At 63.2% G+C, this 15,740-nt stretch carries 13 protein-coding genes and 1 pseudogene; 3 read left to right on the plus strand and 11 right to left on the minus strand.

Translation table 11 applies throughout. The features are described from left to right. Window positions 1-33 precede the first annotated feature (33 nt). Window positions 34-429, plus strand: a complete 396-nt coding sequence (gene pcaC, locus ACJRW5_RS17120; RefSeq protein WP_037000617.1) for a 4-carboxymuconolactone decarboxylase — start codon at window positions 34-36, stop codon at window positions 427-429. A gap of 82 nt (window positions 430-511) precedes the next feature. On the opposite strand, the gene ACJRW5_RS17125 is transcribed toward pcaC, so the two are convergent. The 8 genes and pseudogenes from ACJRW5_RS17125 to pobA all read right to left on the minus strand — a co-directional run bounded on the left by ACJRW5_RS17125 (window position 512) and on the right by pobA (window position 10,225). Further along, window positions 512-2,206: an FAD-dependent oxidoreductase gene (locus tag ACJRW5_RS17125; RefSeq protein WP_484571691.1), complete on the minus strand. Its 1,695-nt coding sequence runs from the start codon at window positions 2,204-2,206 to the stop codon at window positions 512-514. 218 nt (window positions 2,207-2,424) lie between these two features. Continuing rightward, complete coding sequence (locus ACJRW5_RS17130) at window positions 2,425-3,288, minus strand: methyl-accepting chemotaxis protein (protein ID WP_484571804.1); 864 nt, start codon at window positions 3,286-3,288, stop codon at window positions 2,425-2,427. Next, window positions 3,280-4,356 (minus strand): annotated as a pseudogene (locus ACJRW5_RS17135) (methyl-accepting chemotaxis protein); the annotation flags it as partial. The gene ACJRW5_RS17130 and the pseudogene ACJRW5_RS17135, both read right to left, overlap by 9 nt. A gap of 107 nt (window positions 4,357-4,463) precedes the next feature. Continuing rightward, window positions 4,464-5,687 carry an OprD family porin gene (locus ACJRW5_RS17140; RefSeq protein ID WP_484571805.1) on the minus strand — a complete coding sequence of 408 codons (1,224 nt, stop codon included), beginning with the start codon at window positions 5,685-5,687 and terminating at the stop codon, window positions 4,464-4,466. Between the two features lie 177 nt (window positions 5,688-5,864). Beyond that, window positions 5,865-7,187 (minus strand): TRAP transporter large permease, encoded by a 1,323-nt coding sequence (locus ACJRW5_RS17145; protein ID WP_484571693.1) that lies wholly within the window; start codon window positions 7,185-7,187, stop codon window positions 5,865-5,867. Next, window positions 7,184-7,714, minus strand: coding sequence for a TRAP transporter small permease (locus ACJRW5_RS17150; RefSeq protein WP_484571694.1), 531 nt, complete (start codon window positions 7,712-7,714; stop codon window positions 7,184-7,186). The genes ACJRW5_RS17145 and ACJRW5_RS17150 overlap by 4 nt, the downstream gene beginning before the upstream one ends. Before the next feature lie 62 nt (window positions 7,715-7,776). Next, window positions 7,777-8,829: a TRAP transporter substrate-binding protein gene (locus ACJRW5_RS17155; RefSeq protein ID WP_484571695.1), complete on the minus strand. Its 1,053-nt coding sequence runs from the start codon at window positions 8,827-8,829 to the stop codon at window positions 7,777-7,779. A 205-nt stretch (window positions 8,830-9,034) separates the two neighbouring features. After that, window positions 9,035-10,225, minus strand: coding sequence for a 4-hydroxybenzoate 3-monooxygenase (pobA, locus tag ACJRW5_RS17160; RefSeq protein ID WP_484571696.1), 1,191 nt, complete (start codon window positions 10,223-10,225; stop codon window positions 9,035-9,037). Between the two features lie 134 nt (window positions 10,226-10,359). On the opposite strand from pobA, the gene ACJRW5_RS17165 reads away from it, so the two are divergent. Beyond that, window positions 10,360-11,229 carry a helix-turn-helix domain-containing protein gene (locus ACJRW5_RS17165; protein ID WP_484571697.1) on the plus strand — a complete coding sequence of 290 codons (870 nt, stop codon included), beginning with the start codon at window positions 10,360-10,362 and terminating at the stop codon, window positions 11,227-11,229. A gap of 39 nt (window positions 11,230-11,268) precedes the next feature. Here ACJRW5_RS17165 and ACJRW5_RS17170 read toward each other — a convergent pair whose 3' ends face one another. The 3 genes from ACJRW5_RS17170 to ACJRW5_RS17180 all read right to left on the minus strand — a co-directional run bounded on the left by ACJRW5_RS17170 (window position 11,269) and on the right by ACJRW5_RS17180 (window position 14,337). Then, entirely contained in the window at window positions 11,269-12,270 is a 1,002-nt protein-coding gene (locus ACJRW5_RS17170; protein WP_484571698.1) for a tripartite tricarboxylate transporter substrate binding protein, read from the minus strand. Window positions 12,271-12,338: 68 nt separating this feature from the next. Beyond that, entirely contained in the window at window positions 12,339-13,853 is a 1,515-nt protein-coding gene (locus ACJRW5_RS17175) for a tripartite tricarboxylate transporter permease (RefSeq protein WP_484571699.1), read from the minus strand. Between the two features lie 13 nt (window positions 13,854-13,866). Further along, on the minus strand, window positions 13,867-14,337 hold the full coding sequence (locus tag ACJRW5_RS17180) for a tripartite tricarboxylate transporter TctB family protein (RefSeq protein ID WP_484571700.1): 471 nt from the start codon (window positions 14,335-14,337) through the stop codon (window positions 13,867-13,869). 517 nt (window positions 14,338-14,854) lie between these two features. Between ACJRW5_RS17180 and ACJRW5_RS17185 the strand changes: the two genes are divergently transcribed. After that, window positions 14,855-15,631 carry an IclR family transcriptional regulator gene (locus ACJRW5_RS17185; RefSeq protein ID WP_484571701.1) on the plus strand — a complete coding sequence of 259 codons (777 nt, stop codon included), beginning with the start codon at window positions 14,855-14,857 and terminating at the stop codon, window positions 15,629-15,631. Window positions 15,632-15,740 lie beyond the last annotated feature (109 nt).

A 15,740-nucleotide genomic window follows, 5' to 3' on the forward strand; every position in this document is an offset into this window, starting at 1 on the left:
CTGCGCGCACCGATTCTTTTTCGGAGTGATGCTATGGACGAAAAACAACGCTACGAAGCCGGCATGCAGGTACGCCGCGCGGTGCTGGGCGATGCCCACGTTGACCGCAGCCTGCAGAGCCTGACGCCGTTCAACGAGGAGTTCCAGGAAATGATCACCCGGCATGCCTGGGGCGATATCTGGACCCGCCCCGGCCTGCCGCGTCACACTCGTAGCCTGATCACCATCGCCATGCTGATCGGCATGAACCGCGAGGGCGAGCTGAAACTGCACCTGCGCGCGGCGAAGAACAACGGCGTGAGCCGCGACGAGATCAAGGAAGTGATCATGCAGAGCGCGATCTACTGCGGCATTCCGGCGGCCAACGCCACTTTCCACCTGGCCGAGGCCGTGTGGGACGAGTTGGGCGTGGAGTCGCTGCAGGACTGATTCACCCGAGCAACGTAGGCGCTGCCCGGACCACGCATCCGGGCGGCGCTTTTTTATGCCTGCCATCCCTGGCAGATAGCGCTCAGAGCGTCGCTGCGTGACGCCCCGCAACGTAGCCGAAGGTCAGCGCCGGACCGATGTTGATCCCGCCTGATGGATAGTGCCCGCCCATGACGCTGGCCATGTCCGTGCCTGCGGCATAGAGCCCGGGTATCGCTTGCCCCTCTGCATTCAGCACGCGCGCGTGACCGTCGGTGCGCAATCCGGCGAAGGTGCCGAAGCAGCCCGGCTGAACTTTTACCGCGTAGAAAGGGCCATGTTCGATGGGCGCCACGCAGGGGTTGGCGCCGTCGTGTTGGGCATCGCCGCTGCGGCGGTTGAACGGCGTGCTGCCACGACCGAACTGCGGGTCTTCGCCGTTACGGGCATGGCGGTTGAACTCGCCCACGGTGGCGACCAGGCCGGCCGGGTCGATGCCGCAGACGGTGGCCAGCTCTTCGAGTGTTCTGCCGCGCTTGAGGTAGCCGTTACGGATATGCGGCCCCACAGGCAGCGGGGCCGGGCGCGCGAAGCCGAGGCCATAGCGGCGTTGAAAGCGGTGGTCGCAGATTAGCCAGGAGCAGGCTTCCTGATCCTCGGCAATGGCCTTGAGCATGGCGTCGACGTAGTCGTAGTAGCCGCCAGCTTCGTTGACGAAGCGCTGGCCGTTTTGCAGCACGCCGATGATGCCGGGCTTGCCGCGATCAATGATGTGCGGGAAGTGACCGTGGCTACCGTCGGCGTAGGGCACTTTGGACACTGGTGCCCAGGCCACTGGCGAACGCAGGTCGTCGGCGACCCGGCCGCCGGCCGACTCGCCCAGGCGCAGGCCATCGCCGGAGCAACTGCTGGGCGGCAGGGCGAGGTTGTCATGGCCGCTGACATCGCGCGGGAACAACGCCTGGCGGCGCAGCGGATCGTTGGGAAAGCCGCCGGCAGCCAGTACCACGGCGCGGGTGCGAATGCTCAGCAGCTTGCCTTCACGCTGCACCACGGCGCCGCACACGGCGCCGTCTTCGATGATCAGTTGCTGCGCCGGGGTGGACTCCAGCATCTGCACGCCGAGGTCCTGCGCCGAACGAGCGAGGCGGGCGATCAGCGCCACGCCGTTGACCAGGTGCATGGCGCGGCCATAGCGAGCCAGGTGGTAGAGGTGCGTGACGAAGCGCCGGGTCACGTGCAGCAATGCCTTGGGGGAGCGCGTCATGTTGAGGAAGGCAGCCAGGTCGGCACCGGCCATGATCGGCATACCCATGAAGGATGTCTCGCGCATGGTCTTGCGCAAGCGTGGCAGCAGATCGAGCACCTCACGGCCGGCGTAGGGCGCGGCGATCACCTGATGGCCGCCGGTAGCGGCGCCGGGAGTATCGCCGTGCATGTCGGGAATACCGTTACCGTCGACGAATTGCAGGGCCGTGTGCTGTTCGAAGAAAGCCACCATCTCTGCGCAGTTTTCCAGAAAGGCATCCACCAGCTCAGGGCTGTAGTGCGCGCCCAGCTCGTTGCGCAGGTAGGTGCGTGGTTGCTCGATGTCCTCATTGATCCCCGCGCGTTGGGCCAGGGGATTGCGCGGCGCCCATAACCAGCCGCCGGACCAGGCTGTGGCACCGCCGAGCACTGGTGCTTTTTCTACCAGAATCACCCGTTTGCCCAGGTGCGCGGCGCTGACGGCAGCCGCCAGCCCGGCGGCGCCGGAGCCGACCACCAGCAGGTCGCAGTCTAGTGAGGCATCGGACATGGTAGATCTCCCGCTTTGTTATTTATTGGAACTTGGTTCCATATTTTATATGCGGCTGCACAGCCCGCCAAGGCCGCGCCTGTGCAGAATCGCGGGATGTCGTGCGATTAGCGGTCAGCTGATGGGTCAGGGGGCAATCACGGAGGCAATCCTGCACGCCCGTGACAGAGCGGCTTTCAGCCGCGACTGCGGCTAGAGTGCCCCACAGAAGGCCGCCATCAGGTGCGGAAATGGCCGATCTGTACCTGCAGTTCGCTACCGAGCCTGGCCAGTTCGGCGCTGGACAGTGCGGTCTGTTCGGTAGCGCTGGCGCTCTGTTCGCCAATGGCGCGCACGTTGTCCAGGCTGCGGTTGATTTCCAGGGCGACCGCGCTCTGCTGCTCTGCGGCGCTGGCGATCTGCTGGTTCATCTGCTCGATCAGCGTTGCGGCCTGATTGATGCGCGCCAGGCTCTGCCCTGCCTGCTCGACGCTGCTTACGGCATCCTGGCTCAGGTGCTGGCTGGACTGCGTCTGGGCGACGGCCTGTTGCACGCGCTGCTGCAGGCTGGCGATCAGCGCTTCGATCTCGCGGGTGGAGTCCTGGGTGCGGCGTGCCAGCGCACGGACTTCATCGGCGACCACAGCAAAGCCGCGGCCTTGCTCGCCGGCGCGAGCGGCCTCGATGGCGGCGTTGAGTGCCAGCAGGTTGGTTTGCTCGGCGACCGACTTGATCACGTCCAGCATGCTGCCGATGCGCTGGCTCTCGTTCTGCACCTGACTGACAGTCTGGCCGGTGTGCACGACTTCGGCCGCCAGACGTTCGATCTGCTCGACCACCTGACGCACCTGGCGGTCGCCGTCGCGAACCTGTTGCTCCGCCTGCTGCGCAGCTTGCGATGCCTGCTCGGCATCGCCCGCCACCTGCTGCACGCTGGTGACCATCTGCTGCATGGCGCAGGCCGTCTGGCTGGATTCCTCGCTCTGTTCGCGAACCCCGGCGCGCGTCTGCTCGCTGACCGCCGAGAGTTGCTCGGCCGCTGCGGCAATCTGTGTCGCGCTGCTGCCGATCCGCTCGATCAGTTGGCGCAGGTGGTCGCGCATGGTGTGCAGGGCGCCCAGCAACTGACCAACCTCATCACGGTGTACGTTGCTGCGGACACCACCCAGATCGCCGGCTGCGACCTGTTGTGCCAACTGCAGGCAGTGTTGCAGTGGGCCTACGATCAGGCGGCGGATCAGCCAGCTGGCGAGTAGCGCCAGTAGCAGTGCTGCCGTCGTCAGCAGGGCTAGGGTTTGCAGAGCCGTGCGATTGCCCTCGCGCATGGCGGACTGCTGATGCTGTTGCAGTTCGCTGCCGTTCTGCAGCATGGCCTGCGCCAGATCCGCCAGCCGCTCGCGGCTCTGCTGTTCGTTTTCCAGGCTGTGGCGATAGTGCTCGAAGGATTCGCGGTAGCTGTCGAGCGCTCGCAGCGCTTCGTCCAGCGAGGCCTGTTGCAGAGCCTCGAGTTGTGCCCGCAACTGTTGGGCCGCTTCGGTCATGGCGCTGAAGCGCGTTTGCCACTGATCGACGTCGCCGCTATCGCCGCTGCGGATGAACTGACTTTCCGCCAGGCGCAGTTGCAGCAGCTCCTGGCTCAGGCGTGCTGCTGCTTCGGTCTGCTCGATGCTGTTCTGCGTGGGCGTCAGGCCATCGAACAACTGATTGCGGATCAGACCGAACTGGTCCTGGGTCACCATCTCGAACTGGATCAGCGCCTCGTCGGCGCGTATCGCCATTCCGGTCTGTGCGGTGCCTGCCTGTGACTGCGCCGCGCGCAGTTGAGCGAACTGCTGCTGATAGGCGTCATTGCCCTGCACCAGCTGCGCTTGTTCGCCGGAGGAGGGAAGAGCCGTCAGCTGCGCAGCAATGTGCGCATGTTGCTCGGCAATGCTCGTCTCATGGCTGGCCGATGGTGCCAGCAGGTAATCCTTTTCCAGCAGGCGAAGCTGCAGAATCTCTTGCTTGAGGTCTGCAACCTGAAGCGCCTGGGCAGCCTGGCGCAGGATGTTCTCGGCGGTACGCCAACCGCCCAATGCCACGGCCAGCGTCAGTAGCATGACTAGTGAGAAACCCAGCAGAAGCTTGTGTCCGACCTTGAGGTCGGCGCTGCGTTCGATAATCCAGCGCATGGTGGTACTTCCTCGAACAGGTGCACATGAAAAAAAAGCCCGTCACGAGGACGGGCTGAACGTGCCGTAACACTAGGAGTCACTTGTGCAGCGATGTTGCGCGGTGCTTACAGAATCGACAGCGGATAGTTGACGATCAGGCGGTTCTCATGGATGTCCTGGCCCACGTCGCGGCGCACGTTGGAGTTGCGCCAGCGTACGCTGAGGTTCTTCAGCGTGCCTTCCTGGATGGTGTAGGCCAGCTCGGACTCACGACCCCACTCTTCGGCATCGGTACGGCCGCCGGTGTGGATGTTGGAGCCGCTGACATAGCGGTTCATCAGGGTCAGGCCCGGGATACCGAGGCCGGCGAAGTTGTAGTCATGACGGATCTGCCAGGAGCGCTCTTCCGGGTTGTCGTAGCTGTTGGTGAACCCGTCGTTGACCAGGGTGCCGCCGCTGGCGCCGTCGATACGCATGAACTTGGTATCGCCGCTGAGGTGCTGGTAGGCGAGCATGAAGCTGTTGTTGCCGGTCTTGGCGGTGAAGGCACCCTGATACACCTTGTTGTCCAGGTTGCCGGCTTTCGCCGCGCCTTCTTCCTTGCCGTAGACGTAGCCGAGGTTGGCGCCCAGCACCCAGTCGCCGACTGGCTGGCTGTGGGTCAGCTGCACGTAGCTCTGCTTGTAGACGTCTTCCAGGCGCGCGTGCCAGACGCCGACCATGGTGTTGTTGCCGTTGAAGCGATATTCACCACCGGCGAAGTTGAAGTCGTCGCCTTCCACGCCGCTGAACGACATCTCTTCACGGCTGGCGTCATGGCGTTGGCTGTTCTTCCAGAACTGGCCGCCGTACAGGGTCAGGCCGTCGATTTCATTCGAGGTCAGCTGGGCGCCCTGGAAGGTTTGCGGCAGCGAGCGGCCGTCGTCGGCACGCAGGATCGGCAGCACGGCGAACCACTCACCCACCTTCAGCTCGGTCTTGGAGATCTTCGCCTTGGCGGCGACAGCCGTGCGGCCGAACTGGTCGGCGGCTTGGCCATCGTCATGGATCGGCATCAGGTTGGTATTGGCCGCGCCACGGTTGCCATCGAGCTTGATGCTGTACAGGCCCAGCACGTCCAGGCCGAAGCCGACGGTGCCTTCGGTGAACCCGGAGCGGGCGTCGAGGATGAAGCTCTGGGTCCAGCCTTCGGCCTGGCCCTGGCGCTCACGATTACCCGCCGGGCCGATCATCGGGTCGGTGCCGTTCAGGTAGTTGCGGTTGAAGTAGTAGTTGCGCAGGCCGAGGGTGACCTTGGCATCTTCGACGAAGCCGGCGGCCTGAGCACCGACCGAGACGCTGGAAGCCATGACGGCAATGGCGATCGCGCTGGGAGCGAGGTAGAGAACTCTTTTCATTGTTATCGTTTCCTTTTCTCAAGGTTGAAAGCTCCCCTCCGCATGGCGGATACGCTTTTACATCGGGGAGAGTGGTGGCAGTTATTCGGGGTTCAGCGGCGTTTGCCTGAATGCATCGCGAGTCCTCTGTCAGGTCAGCCAGCGCACCAGGCACAGGGTGATCGATGGGAAGAGCACGAGGATGACCACGCGCACGATGTCCGAGACGAGGAACGGCACGATGCCTCTGAAGGCGTCACGCATGGGGATGTCGCGCGCCATGCCGGCAATCACGTAGACGTTCATGCCCAGTGGCGGGGTGACCATGCCGATTTCCACGACCATCAGCGCCAGGATGCCGAACCAGATGGCCTTTTCCGTTTGATCCAGGCCGTAGAAATCCAGCCCCATGATCACCGGGAAGAAGATCGGGATGGTTAGCAGGATCATCGACATGGTGTCCATCACGCAGCCGAGGAACAGATACAGAATCAGGATTCCGGCCAGTACCAGGAAGGGCGGCAGGCCTGCGCCGCTGATCGCCTCGGCGATGAAGTTGGGCAACTGCGAGATGGCCAGGAAGGCGTTCATCACATCGGCGCCGAGCAGGATCATGAAGATCATCGCCGTGGTCACGCCGGTACCCAGCAACACTTCCTTGAACTCGGCGAGGCGCATCTTGCCCAGGGTGAAGGCGAACAGCCCCGTGCCCACGGTACCGATGGCCGCCGCTTCGGTCGGAGTGAACCAGCCGCCGTAGATACCGCCCAGTACCACCAGGAAGATCAGCAGCACCGGCCACACGCCCTGTTGCGCCTGCAGGCGCTGCTTCCAGCTCGCGCGCTCCTGCGCCGGCCCGGAGTCGGGGAACAGGCGCACGTAGATGGCCACGGCGATCATGTAGCCGATGACGGCGAGAATGCCGGGCACGAAGGCGGCCATGAACAGCGTGGAGATGTTCTGCTGGGCGAGGATGGCGTAGATCACCAGCACCACCGAGGGCGGAATCAGAATGCCCAGTGTGCCGCCGGCCGCCAGGCAGCCCACTGCCAGCGAGTTGGAGTACTTGTAGCGACGCAGCTCCGGCAGGGCTACCTGACCCATGGTCGCAGCGGTGGCCACGGAGGAACCGCAGACCGCGCCGAAGGCCGCGCAGGAGCCGATAGCCGAGATCGCCAGGCCGCCACGCCAGTGTCCGACCATGGCCGCCGCCGCGCGAAACAGACCGGTCGCCAGCCCGCCGCGTGAGGCGAACTGCCCCATCAGCAGAAACAGCGGAATCACTGACAGGTCATACACCGTGTAGCGGGCGTAGGCCACCGTCTTCAGGTAGTTGAGCAGCGGGTCCCAGCCGCTGATCGAGACGTAGCCGCCAATGCCGGTCAACAGCATGGCGATGGCAATCGGAATGCGGATGGCCAGCAGCACCAGAAGTACGGCGAGGAACAGACCGCCGAGGGCAACACTGCTCATGGCTGACCCCCTTCACCACGCAGGTCGAGCCAGGCGGTGTACAGCGAGACGACGCAGAGCAAGGCGAACGCGGGGGCGAACAGCGTCATCGACCACCACATGGGAATACCCATGATGATCGACTCTTCGCCGTTGCGGTAAGTGTCGAGTGTGCCGATTGCCGAGCGCCAGGCCAGCAGGGCGGCACAGGTGGCCATCAGCAGACAGCCGAACGTATCCAGATAGCTGCGCAGCCTGACCGAAGCGCGCAGGGTGAACGCATCGACGATGACGTTATTGCGACGCAGCTGGCACAGTGGCAGGAAACTCACCACGGCCACGCCACAGCCCATCTGCACCAGCTCGACATCGCCCAGCAGTGGCGCGTCGAAGAGGCTGCGCATGGTGATGCTGTAGGCCGACAGCAGTGTGATGGCGACCAGCACCAGACCACCGGCCAGCGCCAGCCAGCGTGCCAGGGCATCGAGCAGCTGGCCGAGCGGGCGCGTGCGTTGAGACTGCCCGACAACGGCAGGTTTTTCGATCATGAGAGAACTCCGCAGGGCCGACACCGCCAGTGCCGGCCAGGACAACGAGGATTGACGATCAGTCAGTCAGGCAGCTTGGCGTTGTAGCCTTCGATCAGGTCGCGCACTTCTTGCAGCAGCGCGGCGCCGTTCTCGTTGCCCTTGCTCTCGACTTCCTTGATCCAGTCGTTGTCCAGCTTGCGGCCGATGGCCATCCATTTGGCCTGCTCGTCGGCAGGCAGCACATAGATCTCGTTGCCGCGTGATTCGGCCAGCTTGTGTCCGGTCTCGATCACGTTGGTGTCCCAGATGTGGCCCGCCTGGCGGGAGAGTTCCCGGCCGCTGTTGTCGTCGATGATCTTGCGCAGGTCATCGGGCAGGCTGGCGTACTTCGCCGGGTTCATCGCCAGCACCAGCGCGGTATGCATCAACGCTGGCTGGCCCGGCGCCATTTCGGTGTGGTACTTGACCAGCTCCTGCAGTTTCAGCGCAGGGACCACGTCCCATGGCAGTACGGCACCATCGACCACGCCCTTGGACAGCGCCTCGGGGACCTGGGGAACCGGCATGGCCACCGGGGTTGCGCCGAGCATGGCGATAAGCTTGGTCGAGATACGGTTGGCTGAACGCAGCTTCAGACCGCGGAAGTCGGCCAGGCTGCGCACCGGCTTCTTGGCCGTGTGCAGCAGTGCACCATCGGTCAGGTGGGTGGCGAGCAGGTGAACGTCGGCGAACTCTTTCTGGCCGTGCGCTTCGAGGAAATCCCACATGGCCTGGCTGCTGGCTTCCGAGGAGCGGCTCATGAACGGCATTTCAAACGCCGAGGTCAGCGGGAAGCGGCCGCTGGTGTAACCGGGCAGGGTCCAGACGATATCGGCTACGCCGTCACGCGCCTGGTCGATCAGCTGAGGCGGGGTGCCGCCCAGTTGCATCGAGGGGTAGAACTGGAACTGGATCCGGCCGTTGGACTCGGCAGTGATCTTCTCTGCCCAGGGCTTGAGAAAGTCGGCCTGAGTGACGGAGTGAGCTGGCAGGAAGTGATGAACCTTGAGGGTGACCTCGGCCTCGTCGGCCTGGGCCCAGGTCATGACGCTGGTGGCAAGCAGCGTCAGCAAAGCTTTGGAAAGCTTGTGCATCGCAAATGTCCTTTCTTATTCATTGTTAGTAGGCGACTCGGCTACAGCCAGGTTCGGCTGCAATACTGCCGCCGCTAGGATTCGCTGTTCGCATGGTGCGAGTTAGCGAAGGGCTATTCAATTCGATTAACGACTTAGTGTGCGATAAACGAACGAATTGCGTAGGCCCGGACCTTGCGCGAAGGTGCCGGGCGAATACTGTGTATCAGGCCTCTTCGATGGCTTCGTAGGGCAGGCCGACATAGTTCTCGGCGATGGTTCTGCGTCCGGCTTCGGAGCTGACGAAGTAGTCCAGCTCGGTTTCCTGCATGCGGCGGCTGAAGGCATCTGTGTCCGGAAAACGATGCAGCATCGAGGTCATCCACCAGGAGAAACGTTCGGCTTTCCAGATACGCCGCAGGCAGATGGCCGAGTAACGCTCGAGCAGTTCGCCCCGGCCCTCGCGATAGACCTTGAGCAGAATGCGATAGAGCGTGCTGACGTCGCTGGCCGCGAGGTTGAGGCCTTTGGCGCCGGTCGGCGGAACGATATGCGCGGCGTCACCGAGCAGGAACAGGCGCCCGTACTGCATCGGCTCGACGACGAAGCTGCGCAGCGGCGCGATGCTCTTCTCGATCGATGGCCCGGTGACCAGTTGGCTGGACACCTGCTCTGGCAGGCGGCGTTTGAGTTCGTCCCAGAAGCGCTCGTCGGACCAGTCTTCGACCTTTTCTTCGGCGGCGACCTGCACGTAATAGCGGGTGCGCGTCGGCGAGCGCATGCTGCACAGGGCAAAGCCGCGCTCATGGTTGGCGTAGATCAGTTCGTCATGCACCGGTGGGGTGTCCGCGAGAATGCCCAGCCAGCCAAACGGGTAGACCCGTTCGAACTCCTTGAGCACTCCTGCCGGTATGGACTGCCGCGATACGCCGTGGAAACCGTCGCAACCGGCGATGTAATCGCATTCCAGGCGCTGGCTGCGACCTTCATGTTCGAACGTCAGATAGGGTCGTTCGCCCTTGAGTTCGTGCAGCTGCACCTGGCTGGCGTTGTACAGGGTGATAGCGCCACTGGCCTGACGAGCCTCCATGAGATCGCGGGTGACCTCGGTCTGGCCATAGACCATGACGCTCTTGCCGCCGGTCAGGCCCTTGAGATCGATGCGTTCGCAGCGGCCGTCGAAGGCCAGCTGGAAACCGTCGTGCGGCAGGCCTTCGCGATCCATGCGTGCGGCAACGCCGGCCTCGCGCAGAAGATCGACCATGCCCTGTTCGAGCACACCGGCACGGATGCGGCCGAGTACGTAATCCGGGCTCTGGCGTTCGAGGATGATGTTGTCGATGCCGGCGTTATGCAGCAGTTGACCGAGCAGCAGGCCGGACGGACCTGCGCCGATGATGGCGACCTGAGTGTTCATTATTGTTCTCCAGTAGGTGTTCGGCTGTGTGCCGATTCACTCGCTCAGGCCTGTATTTTTTGTGGATGGATGACCGGTTAGAAGGCAATATCGAAAAGGATTCTTGGACTTTTCGATGATTTGAGAGCCTGGCCATGCCCGCTTCGAAAACGCCTCTGGTGCCGGTGTTCAAACTCTATGGTGAGACGTCTGCATGGCCCACGCCTGATCTCATCCACTGCGAGTCGATCCCCGAGCGCAGCCAACTGCACGGTTGGGAGATCAAGCCGCATCGCCATGGTGATCTGCTGCAGCTGCTCTATGTGCAGGCGGGTGAAGCGCAGCTGGAAATCGAGGGACAAGTGCGCCAGGTACAGCGTGCTTCGTTGCAGATCGTGCCGGCGCTGTGCGTCCACGGTTTTCGCTTTTCCCACGATGTTCAGGGCTACGTGCTGAGCCTGGCGCAGCCGCTGGTCGAGCAACTGGCGCAGCCTCTGGGGCTGCAATGGTTGCAGGCGCCGGTGTGTTATGAGGTGGACGAGCAACGGCGTTATCTGGATGCGCTGTTCGAGTCGATCAGTCAGGAGTACGGCAGCCTGCAGCCTGCACGAGAACTGATGCTGCAGTCGCTGATAAGCGTTCTGCTGGTTGCTGTGGCACGGCGCCAGCTGGCGCGAAGCGAGACTCAGGAGCCAACGGATGGGCGAGGGCGTGAGCATGTACAGGCATTCGTGCAATTGCTCGAAACGCACTTTCGCGAGCATCTGCCCATCGAGCATTACGCTTCGCGTCTGGGCATCAGCGCGGCTCACCTCAATGCGTTATGCCGGCGTCTGGCCGGGCAGTCTGCGTTGCAACTGATCAATCAGCGCCTGTTGCTCGAGGCCAAGCGTTGTCTGGTGTACACCACGATGACGGTGAGTGCCGTTTCAGACAGCCTGGGGTTTTCCGAGCCGGGTTACTTCTCGCGTTTTTTCAAGCGCGGCACGGGCATGGCGCCCAAGGATTTTCGTCAGCATCGCTGAGCGAGGATGCGGGTGCCGGACGGCACCCGCAGGAGGGGATCAGGGCTTGGGAATGCCGACCGAATCCGGGGCGATCTCGATGGCGTTGGCCTTGTACATCGACCAGGTGGTGACCGACTGCCAGCGCTTGAGGAATTCCTCGGCCTCTGCACCATTGAGGTTCAGGCTTTGTGCGCCGAAGTTCTTCAGGAAGCCCTGGAACTCGGGGTTGGCCACGGCCTTGGCGTAGGCATCGACCAGCTTCTGCTTGACGTCATCCGGCGTGTCCTTGCGTACGAAGGCACCCCAGAACGGGCCCCACGGCAGGTACTCGGCGATGGCCGGCAGCGCCTTGGTGATAGGCTCAACGCCCGGCAGCTCCGGGGTTTCCTCGGTGGCGAACACGGCCAGGGCCTTGAGCTTGCCGCTGCGCACCAGTTCGCGTGCGGCAGCCAGGCTCAGCGGCATGAAGTCGATGTGGTTGCCCATCAGGGCAGTGATGCCGGGGCCGTCGCCACCGAAGGTCACTTCGCGCACTTTCAGCTCGTCGACTGCGTTGATCATTGCGCTGACGGTGCTCGGCAGGCCGCCGGCGCCAGTGGAACCCATGCGCAGGGTGTCCGGGTTGGCCTTGGCAGCGGCCAGCAGCTCGGCCATGTTGTTGAACGGGGCGTCGGCGTTGGCGGCGATCACCACCACGTTCTGGCCGATGATGCTGACCGGGTAGAAGTCGGCATAGTCGAAGTCGGCCAGTTTCAGCACCTTGTACAGCTGCGGGTTTTCCGCGCCGAGCAGTACGGTGTAGCCATCAGGGCGCTGAGTCTTGACGAAGGTACTGCCGATCACGGCAGTGCCGCCCGGACGGTTGTTGAGGACGAACTTGCCGCCAAGCTCCTTCTCCACATAAGGGGTCAGGCTGCGCATGACGTTGTCGGTGGCGCCGCCTGCGCCCCATGGAATGACCGCCTGGATGTTGCGCTCGGGGTACTCGGCATGGGCTGGCAGAGCCATGGTGAGGGCGCTGAGTCCGAGAGCGGCGCCAGTCAGTAGCGATTTGAACATGTGGAGACTCTCCATCGGTTGTTGTTGTGAGCCCCTGTAGGCCGGGGCGTGCCTTGTAGAACCAGAGGTCAGCCGCGTGCCGAGGCAGGGCTGAGCTTGCGTTTGAGTTTCTTCAGCAGCGAGGTGTTGCCCAGCAGGATCAGCAGCACCGCAGCGGTGAGAATCAGCGACAGCGGGCTGCTGACCAGACCCTGCAGCAGTTCTGCCGGGTTGTCGCCCGCCGAAGACATGGCCTGGCGATAGGAGGTATCCATCAGCGGGCCGAGAATGGCACCCAGGATGATCGGCCCCATCTGCATGCCGAAGATCTTCAACAGGTAGCCCAGCAAGCCAAAGCCGAGCATCCAGTACACCTCGGTCATGCTGCTGTTGATCGAGTAGGTGCCGACCACGCAGAGCACCAGGATCAGGGGGATGAGCACGGCCTTGGGCATTTCCACGAACTTGGCGAAGAGCTTGATGCCCATCAGGCCGAAGATCATCAGAAACACGTTGGCCAGCAGCAGGTTGCCCACGGTGAAGTAGAAGATGTGCGGGTTTTCCACCATCAGCATCGGGCCGGGATTGAGGCCGTGCACCACCAGGGCGCCGATGATCACGGCAGTCACTGCGTCACCGGGCATGCCCAGGGTCAGCATCGGTACATAGGCGCCGCCGACTGCGGCGCTGTTGGCGGTTTCCGGGGCCACCAGGCCTTCGTAGGCGCCCTTGCCGAAAGGTTTGGTCGGGTTCTTCACCGTCCGCTTGGCATGGTCGTAGGCCATCAGCGCGGCGATATCGCCACCGACCCCCGGTAGTACGCCGACGACTACGCCGATGACCGAGGTGCGAATCGACAGCGGCAGGAATTTCAGCACCATGGCGAAGGAAGGGAGAATCTTGTCCACCTTCTGGCGGATCACCGGATTGTCCAGGTTGTGCAGTTGATAGAAGGCTTCGGCGACACCGAACAGGCCGATCATCAGCACCACGTAGTGGATGCCGCCCATCAGTTCCACCTGGCCGAGGGTGAAGCGGCCTTCGGCGGTAACCGGGTCCATGCCTACCAGGCCGATCACCGCACCCAGTGCCGCAGCGAAGATGCCCTTGGCCAGCGAGCCTTCGGCCAGGCTGCCAACCAGCAGCAGGCCGATAGTCGCGACCAGGAAGTAGTCACGCGGCGCGAAGCGCAGTGCCAGGTCGCCGATCAGCGGGGCTGCACTGGCCAGCATGAGGGTGCCGACAATACCGCCGACTACCGACATCACGGTGCTCAGGCCGATGGCGCGTCCGGCTTCACCCTGTTGCGCCAATGGGTAACCGTCGAATGCCGTGGCTACCGAGGAGGGCGCGCCGGGGATGTTCAGCAGGATTGCGCTGCGCGAACCACCGTACACGCCGCCGATGAAGATACCGACGATCAGGGCCAGAGCGTCGTTCACATCCCAGGAAAAGGTGAAGGACACCAGGATGGACACTGCCATGGTCACCGAAAGACCCGGAATGGCGCCGATGTAAATACCGGCAAAGGTGCCCAGCGCAGTCAGCATCAGCAACTGCGGGTCACTCCAGGCCATCAGCAGATAGGAAAGGGTATCGCTCATCTCGGGTGCCTCGTTATGGCAGGTAAACGCTGAACGCCAGGCTGAACAGCAGATAGATCAGAACCAGCAGAAGGCCTGCGATCACAATCGCGTTGAGTACACGGCCGCTGCGCAGGTAGACGATCGACAGCACCAGGAAGAAGAAGGTACTGACGTAGAAACTGGCCCATTGAATGGCCGCCAGGTACGCCACGGCCAGCAGGCCGAAGACCAGGGTGCGCCTGGGGAAGTGGGCATTGCGAAACTGCTGGAAGGCATCCAGCCAGCCGTTGCAATCAGGTTTGGCCTTGCCGAACATCTCGAGGGTGATCTTCACGGCTGAGAGGATCATTACCAGCGAGACGCCGATAGGAAAGGCGCCGGGAGAATTGACCGAGGTGAGTCCGGATATCTGGTAGGCCAGATAGAAAATCACCAGGCTCGCGACCAGCAGCAGTACGCAGAACGTGCGCTCGCCGACCAGCATCTTGTCTGTCTTGTTCATGCCATTGCTCCGACAGAAATGGGGTGGGTGGGGCGTCTTCAGGCCGCAGCTGCAGGCCGCAGTTTGGCTATCAGCGTGCTGATCAGGCGCGGCCGGCAGTGCCCCGGCGTGTCGGGGGTGACAGGCGCGAGTACGGGCATGGCTAGCGTGGAGAGGGACGACCAGTCGTCGAGCAACGAGCTGGGGGTAGGGCGAGCACGCAGGTGCATAGGCTGTGACATGGCAATCGACCTTCTTATATTTATTGGCTACTGAAACAGGCGAAGCGTGATGCACCGGGCAGAAGATCACTTCGCTTTCAGGCGTGGTCGGAATAGTGGGCCGACCAGGCGGGCCATTTCAATTCGTTAAACGGGGTTCCGTTCGATAATCGAACAAGAACGAACCAGTTAGTACATTATGCTGGGCCGGCAGTATCGCGCGTCCGTGGCCATGCATCCAGAGGCAGGCCGCGCTCCGGCTCGCATCGCCAAGGCCTTGTCTCTTAGAATCGGCGCAAATTTTTCAGGAACCTCTCATGGCCGGTAGTCAGATCGAACGCGCGCTAAGCCTTCTCGAAAGCCTCACTGGCGATGCCCGTGGCATGCAGATGCAAGCCCTGGCCGATGAGCTGGATATCCCCAAAAGCGCCACGCATCGCATGCTCGCGGAGCTGATTCGCCTGGGCTATGTACGGCAGGACGCGACCACCAGTCGCTATCGGCTATCCACCAAGCTGGTAGCGCTGGGCTTCCGTTATCTGGGCAATAGCGGCGCTGACGTGGTGCAGCCGATCCTCGATGGCCTGGCCCAGAGCAGCGGTGAGCTGGTGCGCCTGGGCGTGACCGAGGGCGAGCGGCAGACCTGGATCGCCAAGAGCCAGGGCGCCCGTTCCGGCCTGCGCTATGACCCGGATATGGGCCGTGATGCGCCGCTGTTCTACACCGCCTCAGGGCATGCCTGGCTGGCCAGCATGAGTGATGCCGAGGCATTGCAGCTGGTGCGACGCCAGGGTGTCGTCGACATGGACGAGCTGGGGCCCAACGCGCCGCGCAGTGAGCAAGCGTTGCTGCAGCGCCTGGCGCTCGCGCGTCAGCAGGGTTACGCCTGGGTGATGGAGAGTTCCTCGCTGGGCACGGCGGCGCTGGCTGCTGTGGTGCGCCACCCTGTCGAAGGGCGGGTCATCGGTGTGCTCAGCATTGCCGGGCCCAGCGCGCGCCTGTCGCTGGCGCGTATCGAACAGCTGGCGCAAGACCTGCTGGCTGCCGCCGCCGAACTGTCTGCCGCCAGCCCGGCCTCCGAACTGTTCGCCTGAGCAGGTAGTAAGCGACACGCCCAGCCCATCGTAGGAGCGGCTTCAGCCGCGCATCGGCGTCCTTCGCGGCACCGTCTGCGTGCCTGATCCCAGATCCGATGCTGATTAG

It is taken from the genome of Pseudomonas pichavaramensis (assembly GCF_050473265.1).
GTDB lineage: Bacteria > Pseudomonadota > Gammaproteobacteria > Pseudomonadales > Pseudomonadaceae > Aquipseudomonas.

Excerpts from the sequence above, each read along its gene's own strand:
- pcaC (WP_037000617.1), top strand. The coding sequence starts at position 34 with ATGGACGAAAAACAACGCTACGAAGCCGGCATGCAGGTACGCCGCGCG.
- ACJRW5_RS17125 (WP_484571691.1), bottom strand. The coding sequence starts at position 2,206 with ATGTCCGATGCCTCACTAGACTGCGACCTGCTGGTGGTCGGCTCCGGC.
- ACJRW5_RS17130 (WP_484571804.1), bottom strand. The coding sequence starts at position 3,288 with ATGCGCGACCACCTGCGCCAACTGATCGAGCGGATCGGCAGCAGCGCG.
- ACJRW5_RS17140 (WP_484571805.1), bottom strand. The coding sequence starts at position 5,687 with ATGGCTTCCAGCGTCTCGGTCGGTGCTCAGGCCGCCGGCTTCGTCGAA.
- ACJRW5_RS17145 (WP_484571693.1), bottom strand. The coding sequence starts at position 7,187 with ATGAGCAGTGTTGCCCTCGGCGGTCTGTTCCTCGCCGTACTTCTGGTG.
- ACJRW5_RS17150 (WP_484571694.1), bottom strand. The coding sequence starts at position 7,714 with ATGATCGAAAAACCTGCCGTTGTCGGGCAGTCTCAACGCACGCGCCCG.
- ACJRW5_RS17155 (WP_484571695.1), bottom strand. The coding sequence starts at position 8,829 with ATGCACAAGCTTTCCAAAGCTTTGCTGACGCTGCTTGCCACCAGCGTC.
- pobA (WP_484571696.1), bottom strand. The coding sequence starts at position 10,225 with ATGAACACTCAGGTCGCCATCATCGGCGCAGGTCCGTCCGGCCTGCTG.
- ACJRW5_RS17165 (WP_484571697.1), top strand. The coding sequence starts at position 10,360 with ATGCCCGCTTCGAAAACGCCTCTGGTGCCGGTGTTCAAACTCTATGGT.
- ACJRW5_RS17170 (WP_484571698.1), bottom strand. The coding sequence starts at position 12,270 with ATGTTCAAATCGCTACTGACTGGCGCCGCTCTCGGACTCAGCGCCCTC.
- ACJRW5_RS17175 (WP_484571699.1), bottom strand. The coding sequence starts at position 13,853 with ATGAGCGATACCCTTTCCTATCTGCTGATGGCCTGGAGTGACCCGCAG.
- ACJRW5_RS17180 (WP_484571700.1), bottom strand. The coding sequence starts at position 14,337 with ATGAACAAGACAGACAAGATGCTGGTCGGCGAGCGCACGTTCTGCGTA.
- ACJRW5_RS17185 (WP_484571701.1), top strand. The coding sequence starts at position 14,855 with ATGGCCGGTAGTCAGATCGAACGCGCGCTAAGCCTTCTCGAAAGCCTC.